This window comes from Pseudomonas sp. QS1027, assembly GCF_002814235.1.
Taxonomy (GTDB): Bacteria; Pseudomonadota; Gammaproteobacteria; order Pseudomonadales; family Pseudomonadaceae; genus Aquipseudomonas.
On record NZ_PHSU01000008.1, the window covers coordinates 147901 to 162594 of the forward strand.

Below are 14694 nucleotides of genomic sequence, written 5' to 3' on the forward strand. Positions count from 1 at the left end.
GCTTTACGCGAAGGGGGGCGCTGCGGGCCAACCGCTTGCTAATGATGCCTCTGAGCGAGATAGCTTTATGCTATCTTTTTTGTTCGGATCTGATTTTAGAGGGACCTATGACTCGCTCGCGAAGCTCGCTGCAATTTCCTGACATTCTGTCTTACCTCTTCATAGAGGAGCGGTCAGAACAATGAAAATTGATTGCATCAGCAGTGACGGTATTCATGCATCTGAAAAGGATGCACTGGAGCGGATGCGCCAAGCATTCAATGCATCAGAATTCAGCCAAAAGTGGCACGGCTATGCCGGATTCATGATGATGGATACCACCTATCGAGATCGTGAAATTGATCTGGTGTTGCTAACCCATGACCGCCTTCTCATAGTCGAGCTTAAGAAGTGGCGCGGCAAGATAGAGCCCATGCAGGATCACTGGTTGCGTAGCAGTGAGGACATGGGGCGTTCCCCCGTTAAAGTATTGGCGGACAAATGGAAGATCCTCTCTTCTAAGATTCAGGCAAGGCTTTCCGATCCGGCCAAGTCCGTCTATATCGACTATCGGGTGGTCATGTGCGGTAGCGCGGACTTTTCAGCCATTCCTGAGGACGAGAAAGCGTTTGTCCTTACGCTCGATCAGTTTCTGCGAATCGCTAAGTCGGGCGGATATCGTCAAGAGTTCAAGGACTCGAGGAGCGGCACGCCGAATCAGTATGTGCAGACTTTTACGCCATTTTTTCGTGGCAAGGATTTCAAGCCTTCAGGTTTTTCATTCAATAATTTTCAGATCGTAGGAGAGGCGAGCTTTCCACATCCTGATGGCTTGTATAAAGAGTACAAATCCGTCAAAAAAGATGATCATCGACATGAGGCATTGTTGAGACGTTGGGATTTTTCAGCGCTGACGGGGGTGGCTGACACTGTCGATGAACGTGCACGTATCGCGCTACGTGAGCATAAGGTACTCGGCTTCATCCATGAGCAAAACGAGCAGCTCGATGGCGTGGTGCTACAGCCGCTGTCCCATCCGACGCGTGACGATATCGATGCTGACTTTTGCGAGCTATACCGATTGCCATCACGGCAACTGCGACTCAATGAGTTCGTTCATCGGCATGGGCAGGATCTTTCCTTCGCAGAACGTATTTCGCTTGTCAAAGTCTTACTCTCGCACTTTGCTGATCTGCATGACACTGGCGTTGCTCACCGTGATGTCAGCGACCATAGCCTGTGGTTTGAGCGACCTTCAAAGGTTTCTATATCGGGCTTCCTGACGGCCTATTTTCCGGAGGCGGGCACAGTCGGCCCACTACGAGACAATCTGCGCGCAGGTAAGGCATTGCTCCCGGAGGATTCTGAAATTGGTCGAGGCGAGGCTAGCGACCCTTTTCGACGCGATGTCTATCTGCTCGGGGTAGCAGCGTACCATCTGCTTTTTCTACGTTTGCCGCGCCAAGATGACGGGCTTTTTCTATGGGAACCAACAGAAGTTTCCGGGTGTGACTCCAATGTATCCGCTTGGTTCGAGCAGGCACTGGAGATGATTCCTTCAGAGCGATTCGCGAATGCCCGAGCCATGCTTGACGCGTTGAACTCCCTACCGTTAGAGACACCCTCAGCTAGAGGTGTTGATCTCCGAGTCTTCGAAGCCTATCGAAGCGATTTGATACCGATGGTTGTTTACCCACTATTGGAGAACCTAAAACAAGGCCACAGTCACCTTTACAAATCATCCGTGGGAGGGCGATCTGTCTCTGTTAAGGTTTGGTATGGGCGTCAGCCTGATCCAAAGCGCCCCGAGGATACGCAGCAACTGCAGGCGTTTCTGGAAAAAGCTCGACTCTTGAAAACGCAGCCGTGCTCTTCACTTCCAGAAGTGATCGATTTTGGTATTTCGGATGCGGGCACCTTCCTTGTACAGCAATGGGTGGATGGATCAGAACTGGATACAGCGACTGATTCGTTCTCGTCGAGCCAGCAAGTCCTTGACCTATGCCATCAACTGGTGAAGGCCACGCTGCATTTACACAGCTTGGGTCTTCAGCATGGAGATATCCATCCCGGAAACGTTATGTTGGAAGGGAGTTCGTTGCACTTCATCGATACCATCGACATGGTGTCGGGCAGCGTGACTGAGACCCACACCCCTGCTTACGTTCCAGCGGATTATGAGTCAATCGCTCTCGATCAGCGTGATTGTTACGCAGTGGCCAAGATGTGTGGTGAGTTGCTTGACCGTTGTCCTGCATGGGAAGACCACGATGTGGGGCCAGTGCGCTTGGAGATTCAGCGCTGTCTGAGCCGAGAACTACGGGTGTATGCCCTGGATCGCATCGACGATGCATTAGAATTATTGCTAAATCCACCGCGCCCCAATTCCGGACCGCAATTGGCCGTCCAGCTGCGTCGGCTTACCGCCAGCAAACCTTTCCAAGGTGATAATGGGGTGTATCACATTGGGGTGTTGGCTCAGAACGTACGCGACCCGAAGAGTCAGCCGAACGTCGTGATATCGGTGGCCGGTGTGCGAGCACGTCTGCAGATTATGCTTAAGCCTACAACGCTCGACTTCGTAAATATACGCACTCAAGAGATGCCGCACAGCCAGTTTGTCCACACTGCTTCCCAGGCCGTGGCAACCTTGAAGGCTGACATCCTGTTTGCGCCAGCGTCTGCGGACAACGTAAGTGAGCTTTTAGAGTTGCTTCAAGCAATCCCGGATATCAAGGCGACCATAGAACTGGTTCGCGCCCAAATCTTAGGCCTGGATCACCCAACGGCTGCCGATGACCTTTATGATGGAAAAGGGGAGGAACTGACGAGTGAAGGCCTGCGCACTGAAGATCTCTGGCGATCCATCCTTGAAGCTGAAGAGGCTACCCTGCCAGAGGTTGAAGTCGCAGGAGCGGTAGATCGCGATATAGGTCGGCACCGCGATAAGGTTCGTATTCCTTATACCAAGGAAGGTGAGCCCTTAGACTATGGAGCTGATAACAAGGTAGAAGCACTGCAGGAGATTCATGGTGAATTGGTCCGCGTGGGTTATGTCGACATTCGTGAGACAACGCAGGCCATACTTGTACTCGACAATACCCGCATTCGCATGCAGTTGAATGAGGGAGATAGAATCAAGCTACGCAGCCAGCAAGACCTGTCATCTTTCCGGCGCCGGCGCCAGGCCGTCACGCGTATCTTGGCTCGCGAAGCAGTTCTTCCAAATCTCATCGACTATTTCGATCCGGCGAATTGTCCAGCCCCACTAGAGCTGCAGCCTCCACCGACAGATACAGAACTCAACGCCTACAACCGTTACGACGATGAAGGTCGGTTAATTTTTTCTCTGAACCAGCAACAGCGTGAGGCTTTCGCTAAGCTCTGGGCACAAGGCCCTCTGAGCTTGTTGCAAGGTCCCCCAGGAACAGGGAAAACTTCTTTTATCGCCTCATTCATTCACTACGCCATGTCACATGGCGCCCAGAGCATACTGCTAACCAGCCAATCCCATGAGGCGGTCAACAACGCCGCGGAAAAGGTCATCGAACTATGCCAGCGCACCGAAATGCCACTAGATGTCGTTCGGTTCGGGGCGGAGGGCATGGTATCGGAACAGTTGCTACCTCACCATTCGGCTTCAATTCTGCAGGCTTACCGAGATCTATTTCGGGCTGAAATGCGCGAGCGCGTCACTGCGCTTAACCGCAATCTGGGACTACCAAACCCGTTTGTGACTGTATGGTTTGACATTGAGTTTCATCTCGGACGTCTCATGCGGGAGATCGACCGGTTAGAATCAAAAAGGGCGCAAACTGATCCGTTTGGCGATGCTTACAAATCGCTGACCCAGCGTATATCTCAGCGTAGAGAACGTTTTCGAACTCTGGCGGAAGAGAAGTTTTTTTATACTAGTTTTGCAGAGCCACCTGAGGTCATCGAGTACCTTCGGCGCACTGCAATGGCTGCCCACGCTGTGACGTCGCTTGACGCAGTCTCCCGATTGGATCAGGTGATCGCGATTTCTCAAGAGTGGGTAGATCGTTTGGGAACGCTTCGAGGTAATTTCGAGGAGTTCCTGGCTAAGACACGCACACTCGTATGTGGCACCTGTGTTGGGATGGGCCGTTCACAATTCGGCGTGGCGAACATCAAATATGACTGGGTCGTTGTGGACGAGGCAGCACGCGCTACGCCAGGCGAATTGGCTATCGCAATTCAGTCAGCACGGCGAGTTTTGCTGGTGGGGGATCATCGACAATTACCACCACACTATACCAAGCAAGTTGTACAGAGGATTGCAGCAGACTTGCTATGGCGGGATCGCTCCATGCTGACCCGTAGTGACTTCGAGCGCGCTTTCGAATCCAGTTACGGACGGCAAGTAGGTGCGACCCTGCGCACGCAATACCGAATGGCACCGCCTATTGGTGAATTAGTGTCGGCTTGCTTCTACCCTATACCGTTGGCGCCAGGTCGTGGTGCCCCCGTGGCTTGGTTTGATCAATTGCCTGACCCCCTCCGCGCAGTCGTAACCTGGATAGATACTTCTGAGGCAGGGCGCGAATCTTACGACCGTCCGAAGAACCCAGGCTTCGACAACGCCTATGAAGCGCGCGAGATAATTGATCTGCTGCGTTCGATATGCACCAGTGGAAACTTTATTCAAGAATTGATGCAGGACAGCTCTGAGGATGAGAAACCTATCGGTGTGATTTGCATGTACGCGGAACAGAAAAAGTTGCTCCAGCGGCTCCTAAGTGAGCAGGATTGGGCGACCGGTTACCGCAGGCTGATCAAAATAGACACAGTCGACAGTTATCAAGGCAAAGAGAATCGAATAATCATTGTATCCACCACGCGTAACAATAGATTGTACGACCAAGGTTTCCTGAGCAGTATTGAGCGCGTAAACGTTGCCATTTCACGCGCGATGGATCGGTTGTTTATCATCGGTGCAGCACGGATGTGGCGCGAGCGGAATCAGGAGGCACCCATGGGCCGGGTTCTCGCCTACATCGAACAGCATCGAGATGGTAATGCGTTTGCCATTGTTGAGACATCAGGTATCACCGGAGGGCGGTCATGATCACGGTCGAAGAAAGTCAACTCCAAGAGCAGCTTGCTGTCGACGAGATCACATTTGCCATTCCAGCACAGAGTTTCGGGATTTCCTGCGCAATTAGCGCTGAGGAGACGCTGCCGGTAGTCACTGAGTTTGCGCTCCGTATCGCGTACGTATGCGGTAGTCTTAGTCCAGCTCAGATTCAGGACTTCTTCGGATTCTCAAACAAAGAGGTTGATGCAGTCATCCAGGCGTTATTGAGCGAGCGACTAATCAAGTGGAATGAAGAACATCTAGAGCTGACCAACTATGCTTTGACACGTTTTCAGGATAGCTCCGACAACCTCCCACGGTTTTTCAAGATTCAGGACTGGAGCGCGGAGGTTGTGTTTGATCTAATCAGCTTCAGCCCAGCAGCCCGCCCTTCAAGAATAAGACGCGTGCGTTCACAGGTCGAACTTGCTACGCGTAATTTTGACAAGCAGTCGCGTACACTTCAATTTGCAGAGCAATCTTTCCAGCAGAACTTCCGCCAGATATGTACAAAAGAGAAGGCTGAGATCTACAAGATCAGTGCGATTGATCCGGGCGAGCGCTTTAGCATTCCTCTGTCTTGTACCTTTCACCTCGACTTAGATGGGCAAATGAGTGTCGTAAGAAGTATTGACGATAAGAGTTTTGGCAGCCGGCTTGAAATCTCCGAATCGATCACAGATGCGCTCGCCAATCAGGAGAGGGGAAACAATGAGAGCTTAAGAGAGTTCATTCGTATCTTTGATGACAAGCTTCTAGGTCGGTATGTTTCAGATGATACTTTTGACCTACGGCGTTATGTGCAGCAAGTTCATCTCACGAAGCTGGGTGGTTATGACGATGATCGGGTGATGCCATTGCTGGGTGCTTTGCATTTGCCAAGTAACACTGAGCTATTGCTGGACCGTATTCAGGCCGAATTGAAGCGAGCCGACCAGGCCGAATCAGAGGATTTGGATGTCTGCGAGGATCCAGAAGATCGGGGTGGAAAGGTAAAACTAAAACTAAACTGGGATGCCTTGTGGTGCGCACCTAAATCGACGCTCTGGGCGCGTTCGCGTAGCGCCCGTCAACTAGCCCAAAAGCTGGACCGATCGCTCATGCCTCACTCCGATGGAACCTCCCCACAACGAGGAGGATTGCGGGTGCTCCTACCAGTAGAACAGGGGGCACCCCGTGAGCGACTTGCTACCTATGTGGATCAGTTTTCGCGGCTCTATGCGGGGAACTTTTCTCTGATGGAGGGTAATCTTGAGGTACTGCTCATACCGGGATGTCTGGTCTGCGCATTATTTCATTTCCATCTAGCTCACCAATCCATAACGATTCCTATAGGTTTTTTGTCCTCCCACCCGGATCACCTACGCACGATTGCTGCATTGCTATCTCGGCAGATCAGCATGAGGCCTGACACGATCTCGGTCATGAAGGAGGAGGGTGGTTCGGCTGCGGTCCAAGACTTGCTCGCTCTGGTCGATCGGCTATCCAATTCGAGTGAGGTAGTGACTCCGACTAGGAGTGGCCGGCCATTGTTAAGTTTGAAAAAAACATTGTGAGTATCCAGTTCTATTAGCCTCTAGAAAGCCCGGAGTTCCCCGGGCCTGCGGGGATCGTCACCATGTAGGTGGGATTACATGTGAAATCGAAATTCTGGTTCAGTGTCATCCCCAATCCTGCAAGTGGATCCCCATGCGCCAACGAAACTCCTACCCCAAACGCTTCAAAGCTCTGGTCGTCCAGGAACGCCTCCAATCTGCGCTGCGGTGGCCAACGTCGCCTTGCCACGGTATCAACGCCAGCGTCGTGAGCAAATGGATACCTGTCCACCGCCCCGTCATCCTCCCAACCGCTTGCTTTCATACCATTGATGGTCGAGGTCAACCGTCATCCGGAGGTATCGGCGATCATTGAGCCGCCTCGATTCTATTCAGAAGCTCAATCAAGGGAAGGAGCGGCGTACTGGTGAAGCTATGGTGTATGTACCCGTCACGGCCGCCCCACTGATCCACAGCCTTGGCGACGGGCGCTTCGTCAATAGGGATACCTTGATTGAGCCAGTGACAGAGAAGTTCGGTTGCTGACTCACTGGCTTTTTCATTGTCGGAACACAGACATACCAGCGTTGAATTCATGAGCCCGGTCGATGGTGGGGTATCAAGTTTTCGGAGCACCTCGAAAATTCCGCTTACATCACCCGTTGCGTCACTGTCCAGGTGCTGCAACATCATCTGGGTTGTTTCCTCAAAATGGTGATGCAGAATCAGGTTGATTACACAACGTAGCGAATAGCCTGCGGATTCCACGCCATCCGGACACTCAGTCCACCAACATCCGGACACTCGTTCCACGCTCATTCGGACAGGCAGTCGGAGCGCAGCGACGCAGGTTTGCATTGTTAGTCTGAAGTCCCTGTTGCCGTCAATTTCGTTGCTCGTCTGCGCATCGATTCGCCTTTCAGTTCGATTCGATAAGCGTTGTGCACCAACCGGTCGAGGATCGCGTCGCCCAAGGTTGGATCGCCGATCAGTGCGTGCCATTTGTCCACCGGCATCTGGCTGGTGACCAGCGTCGAGCGGTTGCCGTAGCGGTCATCCAGCAGTTCAAGCATGTCGCGACGTTGCGCGGCGGTAAACGGCGCCAAGCCCCAGTCGTCCAGGATCAGTAGGTCGGTCTTGGCATACCCCGCCATCAGTTTGGCGAAGCGTCCATCGCCATGGGCCAGGCCCAGCTCCTCCATCAGGCGCGGAAGACGCAGGTAACGGACGCTGTAACCATCTCGACAGGCCTTGTGGGCCAGTGCGCAAGCGAGCCAGGTTTTGCCCACGCCGGTGGGGCCGCCGATGATCAGGTTCAGGCCGTCGCGCAGCCATTGGCCGCTGCCCAGTTGCAGGATCAGGGATTTGTCCAGGCCACGCGGGCTGCGGTAGTCGATGTCTTCCAGACAAGCGTTATGACGCAGTCGGGCGGCTTTGAGTCGAGTGGTCAGGCGGGCGTCTTCGCGCTCGGTCAGCTCGCGGTCGACCATCAGGCCGAGCCGTTCATCGAAGCTGAGGTCGTTGATATCGGGCGTTGCATGTTGCTCGCCGAGCGCCTTGATCATCCCGTGCAGTCGTAGGGCTTGCAGCTTGTCGAGTGTCGGATTGGGCAGCATGTTCGTGCTCCTTTTTCAGTCAGTGGTAGTATCCATGCGTAAAATCCGAGAGGTACTGCGCCTAAAGTTCGACGTCGGCCTGTCCGTGCGCAAGATTGCGAAAAGCTTGTGTATCGGCCATTCGAGTGCGGGAGATTACCTTTGTCGCTTCGCTGCTAGCGGCCTCAAATGGCCCATCAATCTCTCCGATGCTGAACTGAATCGGTGCCTTTTTCCGCCGACAGTGCCTGCACCCAGCGATCAACGTCCGACTCCGGACTGGACTCATGTCCATGCCGAGTTGCGCCGCCCCGGCGTCACTCTGGCCCTGCTTTGGCAAGAGTATCGACTCGCTCACCCGCAAGGCTTCCAGTACAGCTGGTTCTGCGAGCACTACCGCCTCTGGGCTGCCAAGGTCGACGTGGTCATGCGCCAGGAGTACCGCGCCGGCGAGAAGCTGTTCGTCGATTACGCGGGCCAGACCGTGCCGGTCATCGACCGGCGAACCGGCGAAATCCGCCAGACACAGATCTTCGTCGCCGTCCTCGGCGCCTCCAGCTATACCTTCGCCGAAGCCACCTGGTCGCAGAAGTTGCCTGATTGGCTGGGCTCGCATGTGCGCTGCTTCGCTTTTCTCGGCGGTACCTCGCAGATCCTGGTGCCCGACAACCTTCGCAGCGGCGTTACCAAGGCTCACCGTTACGAACCGGATATCAACCCCAGTTACCGCGACCTGGCCGAGCATTACGGCGTAGCCGTATTGCCTGCTCGCTCCCGCAAGCCTCGGGATAAAGCCAAGGTTGAGGTCGGCGTCCAAGTGGTCGAGCGCTGGATCCTGGCGGTGCTGCGCAACCGCCAGTTCTTCTCGTTGGGCGAACTCAACATAGCCATCGGACTGCTGCTGGATCGCCTCAATCACAAGCCCTTCAAGAAGCTGCCCGGCTCACGCCGGTCAGCCTTCGAGACCCTCGACCAACCGGCGCTGCAAGCGCTGCCGGAGCACCCATACGTCTATGCCGAATGGAAAAAGGTGCGAGTCCACATCGACTACCACGTCGAGGTCGACGGTCACTTCTACTCAGTGCCATACCAGTTGGTGAAGCACCAACTCGAAGTGCGGCTGACGGCGCAGACCGTCGAGTGTTTCCACGCCAACCAGCGTGTGGCCAGCCACCTGCGCTCGCTGCACAAAGGCCGCCACACCACCCAAACCGAGCACATGCCCAAGAGCCACCGCGAACATGCCGAATGGACACCGCAACGGTTGATCCGCTGGGCAGAGCAGACCGGGCCCAACACCGCTGGCGTCATCGCCTACATCCTTGAACGACGAATCCATCCGCAGCACGGCTTCCGTGCCTGCCTGGGCATCCTGCGCCTGAGCAAACAGCACGGCGAAGAGCGGCTGGAAGCCGCCTGCCAGCGTGCGCTGGCACTGGGCGCATGCAGTTACAAAAGCCTCGAATCGATCCTGCGCCAGGGGTTGGAACGGCTACCGCTGGCCCAGCAGAACCTGCCGCTGCTGCCCGACGAGCACATCAACCTGCGTGGCCCCGGCTACTACCACTGACTGAAAAAGGAGCACGAACATGCTGCCCAATCCGACACTCGACAAGCTGCAAGCCCTACGACTGCACGGGATGATCAAGGCGCTCGGCGAGCAACATGCAACGCCCGATATCAACGACCTCAGCTTCGATGAACGGCTCGGCCTGATGGTCGACCGCGAGCTGACCGAGCGCGAAGACGCCCGCCTGACCCTTATGCCGATTACTGGATGATCCGTATCCGCGAGAAGCTGGAGCAATCGAGGGCGGCGTTGGCGATGATGTGGGATCAACTGAATGAGCTGATGGGGCGGCTGCCCACGTCGGCTCGAGTGGGTGACAACCTCGATGTTCACCCTGTCACGATGCCACTGTTCATCAATACCCCGTTGGGTTTCTTGGCCGTGTACCGGCTGATCGACTACGACAACATCGTCCTTCGCTTGCTGTTGGCGTACCACACCGCGTTGATGGGGCGTAGGGACATGGAGCGCTGGATCAATGCCGGTGGTCGTGTGTTGCGCAGTCTGTTCAGCTTGGCTCAACAGGCGAGGCTCTCCGGAACGATGCGTGAAGATTTCATCGCCAACAATGCCGCGGCGCGTGAAGCCCGGGAGCGGCTTGGGGAGTTGCCGGCGGATGTGCTGGTGGGCACGCGGCGTTCTGAATATGCGCCTCAGATTATTCGGTGTCGGGTGAGCGATGAAAGGCCGCCAGAGGTCGTTGAAGACGAGAACGAGGACGAGGCTGAGGTTGGGGACGATGCGAGGGAGAGCCAGGTGTTTTTGGGGGCTGGTTTGGTTGAGAAAAGTGATGGACTCCTAGCGCCTGGGAGGGTGATGCCATGAGTATTTCAGGAGATGCTTTTGGTGGTGAACACTCGGCAGCACCGGGGGATGGTGCAAAACACACTGCCTTCCAGCCACTGCAACACACTGCCTTCCAGGCATTGGAACACACAGCCTTCCTTAAAGGGCTTTTAAAGCCTTTTAAGGGTAAGGGGGAACTGGTCGAGTTCGGGCATACGTGCAGTCAACTGACGGACAGTCTGGTCGAGCTGGCCATTCAGAGGGTGCTGGCTCAAGCGGGGCGTTATCCGTTCACCTTGTTGCCCGTTCGATTGACGAGACAGTCCACTGGGGCGGGCACGGTGTTCCTGCGTTGGAGTCGAGTAGACCGCAGCAAGATGGGCGTCGATTTATGGGTGGAGTTGATCCGCAATGAGCGCACGTCCATCAACCTGGTGCCCGATCTCTATGCGCTGGAGCTTCAGCGGATCGTGATCAACATGCAGATCAGCCTGACCCATAGCATCAGTCGCCAGGCGTTCCTAAAGCGCTGGCTAGCCTCGTACAAGGAGGGTGCTTCCATGCTCAATGAGCGCTTCACGGTCGTGATCGACGGCCAACCCTTCTCGAAGCCCTTTCAAACGGAAGATCAGTTCGCCAAGGGCTGGAAGTCCGTGCTGGAGACGGCCTATGGTCGCACTCACGCCACGTGTTGTTGCCCAGGTAAGGGTGAGCGCAAGCTGGCGATCAAACGCAGGGAAACGACCGATGACTTCCACCAGGCCCGGTTCGCCGGCACAGGCCCGGAGCACGCCAACGAATGCCACTTTACGCGCCAGCACCTGAGCGCTCAGGGATGCAGGGCTATGAGCAGGGCGTGGTCGAGGGGCTACAGTTCGACTGTCGCTGCAAATTCAGCGATGCGGGTTTCGCAGCCCGGTCGTAAGTAGGCGCACAGCGCCGCGTAAAGCGGCTTTTTGGTGTTCGCGTTATGGCGAGCTGTGCGCAGGAGGCTTAGCCCTGCCGGTTCCTACTTACCGGTCTGCGAACCTGCGTGCAGTTCGCCACCCTTGTGTCGCAGCAGGAGTGGATGAATCCCTTGCCTAAGTAGGAGACTCTCCATGACCAAGAAGATAACCCCTGATCCGCCGCCCATTCGCAAGGCCCTCAGCACTGCCGACAGGGCGATGTACCTGCGTAAACACTCTGATACCCCATCCAGCGAACCTGAGCCGGTTCCAGCAAACACGCACCGGTTGCTCGATACCCTTGCGTTCACGTGCTCCAAACCGGTCATCCCTGAAGCCCCGTACAAACCCACTCTGTTTGCCATTCAACCTGGCGTAACTGCCCAGGACGCCCTGACCTACGTTTCCAATCTGCTCGAAACGGCAGAACTCAATGGCGACGAAATCAGCCTGCACACCAACCCCGTCGAACGGGCGTTGTTCTGGGGCATGCTGCATTCGGTGGAAGTGGCGCGGGCAGTGGTGGATGCGCTGCTTGAGGGGGCATCCCCATCCCGTCAGCTATTGTCCGCGTTGGATAACCGCCCGATTGATTGAGGTCGTTGCGCTGAAAGAGATCAAGCACTTGGCAGCTTGATCTCTTTTAATTACTCGATGAACACAATTGAGGTCCAATGCAATAGGCGCTATCAGCCTTGAAGCCAAGAAGGCCTATGCGGCAAAGACTCGCCAATCCAACTACGCGGCCAGTCTGCGTCTGGAAGGCTTCAAAACGACCCCCGCAGATGGTGAGAAAAGCCTGCCGTCGCGTGAGGAGGTCCTGGAGGCTTTCTCCAAGAACTCAAGGCGAACCAAGTGAAAGAGCATTTTCCGTAATTTCCTATCGATGTTGGTCGCCATGTAGGACATTTTTGGTAGTTAGTTGGGATCTGTAGCAAACAGCGGTATTGCTCTTCTTTTCGCTCTTTATCTGTCTTTATATCTGACGCCATCTTTCATACATCAAGGATGTGAAGCATGGCGAACGGATTCATCAATGAAAAGACCATCCATTACCCCAGTCTGAAAAACCAACTGTTGATACAGCGCGGTTCACATGCACAGACCAAGTTCGACACGATCAATAGCCATCTGCGCCGCTCGATGGTGACACCGGGACAACTGGTGATAGTTCCCGATGACAGCACTGCGTCCTGCACCTTCGAAGAAGCCTGGCTGATGACCCGGGCGCGGGAAATCGATCTGGCCTTGAGCCTCGACCCCAAGGCCGGTGTCGAGGTTCTGAACAACTATGATTTGTTACAGGGCTTGCTAGGCTATAGCTCGATTGGCATCGGCAGCACCACGGCGGCCTGGGGACGGCATTTGACTGGGGTCGAGGAAACCTTGAAGGACATCGAAAAACTGCATCAGCAGCATTTAAAAGGCGGTAGCTCGGCCAGGAGCGAATTTATCGTCAAGCGCCAGGCCCTGTTCCAGAGGCTGGACACTCAACTCCAGGGCGTGGGCCATTACGGCACCAGCCTGCGACACAACGAGTCGATCAAGAAAATGCTCGGCATTTCCACCCAACGCTACCTGCATCGCCAGACCATCGACGGCTATGCGCAGCGGATCAACAAGATTGCCAGCACCTCGCGCTTTCTGAGCAAAGGCGGCTATGTGGGCATGGCCCTGGACGTGGGGGCGGCGGGGCTGGCGATTCAGGAGGCGTGTTCGACGGGGCGGGAGGAGCAGTGCAGAAAGGCCCGGTATGTGGAGGGCGGTAAGGTGGCGGGAGGAATTGCTGGTTCTCACTTCGGAGGAAAGCTTGGGGCGCGTGCAGGGGGATTGGTGTGCGCGGTTGGGTTGGGTGTTGTATCGGGCGGGTGGGGAGCATTGAGCTGCGGAATTATTGGTGGGGTCGTAGGTGGATATACTGGCGGAATAATATTTGGAGGGCTGGGAGAGCTTGCTGGTGATTTGATTTATGAGGGAGCGCATTGATGATTACGTTGGAGGTGATGAGTGTTTTTTTACTTCTGTTTCTATTGTTCTTTAGTCTTGGCTTGTCAGCCTATATCACTAAAACAAAGCTGGATTTGGTCGAAGCCTATTTCGATAATAACGAAATGATGATCGGTGACCGCAAATGGTGGGGCGGCAAGTCTTACAAGCATCGCTCAATGAGGTTATGTCTGATCGGCATTGTTATCATGTTTCCCAGAGTGTTCATCTGGCGCAGACTCGTCACCCAGCAAGAACTTGACGCGATACCGCAGGGGCTCAAACGATGGAGCAAGGCACCTTTGTATCTTGAGATTCCTCTATTCTTCGGCATGATTGCCTTTTGGATATGGCACCCATTCCAGTGAGATCTCCTTGGATGGCCGCGCGATCCTTCTGCACTGGCGAGGTACGGCAATGGGGGATTTTGGCAAAGATGGACAAAACCATGAACACTACGAGCGTCTCCCTACTGGATGCCCTCAAGTCCTTTGCCGATGCTCAAGTGAGCCAGCGAGGTTGCTGCACCGGTAGCGGATATGTCCGGGAGCTGATTCGCAAGGATCAGGATCGGCAGCACTTGCGTGGCCTACTGCTGGCTGGGGCCGAATCGGCTCCCACTGCTCCTGTGGATGGCGATTACTTCGAGTCCCTACGTGCCAGATATTGGTGATATCTAGGCGTGCGCTGCAACCGGTTGAAATCCATGTGACGCAGTCAATCAAGGATGTTGATATCCTCAGTGCCCCCCGAGATTTCTTCTGGATAATGGCTCATGTTGACTGGTCTGAATCATCTCACGTTGGCGGTTGCGAACCTCTCTCGGAGCGTCGAGTTCTATGAGTCTTTACCTGGTTTTCGATTGACCGCACGCTGGGTGGCGGGGGCGTATCTTTCTCTGGGCGATCTCTGGCTATGTCTGTCTCTGGATAAGAGCAGGGAGACGGAAAAGAATATGGATTACACGCATTACGCGCTTTCGGTCGAACAGGAAGATTTCAAAAAAGTAACCGCACACCTGCGAGCACTTAACGTCGTTGAGTGGAAAAGTAATTCGAGCGAAGGGGACTCATTTTATTTTTCAGACCCTGATGGTCATCGGCTAGAGGTGCACGTGGGCAGCCTTACTTCTCGACTTGATCAATGTCGGCTCCGACCTTACGAGGGTATGGAGTTTTTCGACTGACCGCTGCTGGCC

13 protein-coding genes and 1 pseudogene are annotated in these 14694 nt (G+C 54.9%); 12 read left to right on the forward strand and 2 right to left on the reverse strand.

All coding sequences use genetic code 11. The features are described 5' to 3' along the window. Nucleotides 1–181 precede the first annotated feature (181 nt). Together CWE01_RS09075 and CWE01_RS09080 are read left to right on the forward strand one after the other, a co-directional pair. Nucleotides 182–5068 (forward strand): AAA domain-containing protein, encoded by a 4887-nt coding sequence (locus tag CWE01_RS09075; protein WP_100940193.1) that lies wholly within the window; start codon nucleotides 182–184, stop codon nucleotides 5066–5068. Beyond that, complete coding sequence (locus CWE01_RS09080) at nucleotides 5065–6633, forward strand: hypothetical protein (RefSeq protein ID WP_100940194.1); 1569 nt, start codon at nucleotides 5065–5067, stop codon at nucleotides 6631–6633. The genes CWE01_RS09075 and CWE01_RS09080 overlap by 4 nt, the downstream gene beginning before the upstream one ends. Nucleotides 6634–6981: 348 nt before the next feature. Here CWE01_RS09080 and CWE01_RS09085 read toward each other — a convergent pair whose 3' ends face one another. Together CWE01_RS09085 and istB are read right to left on the reverse strand one after the other, a co-directional pair. Continuing rightward, the gene (locus CWE01_RS09085; RefSeq protein ID WP_100940195.1) at nucleotides 6982–7305 is read right to left on the reverse strand and encodes a hypothetical protein; all 324 of its coding nucleotides are present in this window, start codon (nucleotides 7303–7305) and stop codon (nucleotides 6982–6984) included. 167 nt (nucleotides 7306–7472) lie between these two features. Beyond that, entirely contained in the window at nucleotides 7473–8228 is a 756-nt protein-coding gene (gene istB / locus CWE01_RS09095; protein ID WP_100940196.1) for an IS21-like element ISPsy14 family helper ATPase IstB, read from the reverse strand. A 34-nt stretch (nucleotides 8229–8262) separates the two neighbouring features. On the opposite strand from istB, the gene istA reads away from it, so the two are divergent. The 10 genes and pseudogenes from istA (at nucleotide 8263) to fos (ending at nucleotide 14682) form a co-directional block, all read left to right on the forward strand. Then, a complete protein-coding gene (istA, locus tag CWE01_RS09100) occupies nucleotides 8263–9777 on the forward strand; it encodes an IS21 family transposase (RefSeq protein ID WP_100940197.1) in 1515 nt (504 codons plus the stop codon). A 19-nt stretch (nucleotides 9778–9796) separates the two neighbouring features. Beyond that, nucleotides 9797–9967 (forward strand): annotated as a pseudogene (locus tag CWE01_RS09105) (ATP-binding protein); the annotation flags it as partial. A gap of 17 nt (nucleotides 9968–9984) precedes the next feature. Next, nucleotides 9985–10602, forward strand: coding sequence for a PFL_4669 family integrating conjugative element protein (locus CWE01_RS09110; RefSeq protein WP_100940198.1), 618 nt, complete (start codon nucleotides 9985–9987; stop codon nucleotides 10600–10602). After that, entirely contained in the window at nucleotides 10599–11492 is an 894-nt protein-coding gene (locus CWE01_RS09115; protein ID WP_100940199.1) for a DUF3158 family protein, read from the forward strand. Before CWE01_RS09110 ends, CWE01_RS09115 begins: the two co-directional genes overlap by 4 nt. A 171-nt stretch (nucleotides 11493–11663) precedes the next feature. After that, a complete protein-coding gene (locus tag CWE01_RS09120) occupies nucleotides 11664–12107 on the forward strand; it encodes a hypothetical protein (protein WP_100940200.1) in 444 nt (147 codons plus the stop codon). An 82-nt stretch (nucleotides 12108–12189) separates the two neighbouring features. Next, nucleotides 12190–12369, forward strand: a complete 180-nt coding sequence (locus tag CWE01_RS33825; RefSeq protein ID WP_100940316.1) for a YhfG family protein — start codon at nucleotides 12190–12192, stop codon at nucleotides 12367–12369. 158 nt (nucleotides 12370–12527) lie between these two features. Next, nucleotides 12528–13496: a hypothetical protein gene (locus CWE01_RS09130; protein WP_100940201.1), complete on the forward strand. Its 969-nt coding sequence runs from the start codon at nucleotides 12528–12530 to the stop codon at nucleotides 13494–13496. Further along, the gene (locus CWE01_RS09135; RefSeq protein ID WP_100940202.1) at nucleotides 13496–13864 is read left to right on the forward strand and encodes a hypothetical protein; all 369 of its coding nucleotides are present in this window, start codon (nucleotides 13496–13498) and stop codon (nucleotides 13862–13864) included. The genes CWE01_RS09130 and CWE01_RS09135 overlap by 1 nt, the downstream gene beginning before the upstream one ends. A gap of 80 nt (nucleotides 13865–13944) precedes the next feature. Then, nucleotides 13945–14169 (forward strand): type II toxin-antitoxin system ParD family antitoxin, encoded by a 225-nt coding sequence (locus CWE01_RS33830; RefSeq protein WP_100940317.1) that lies wholly within the window; start codon nucleotides 13945–13947, stop codon nucleotides 14167–14169. 102 nt (nucleotides 14170–14271) lie between these two features. Continuing rightward, nucleotides 14272–14682 carry a fosfomycin resistance glutathione transferase gene (gene fos, locus CWE01_RS09145; RefSeq protein ID WP_100940203.1) on the forward strand — a complete coding sequence of 137 codons (411 nt, stop codon included), beginning with the start codon at nucleotides 14272–14274 and terminating at the stop codon, nucleotides 14680–14682. Nucleotides 14683–14694 lie beyond the last annotated feature (12 nt).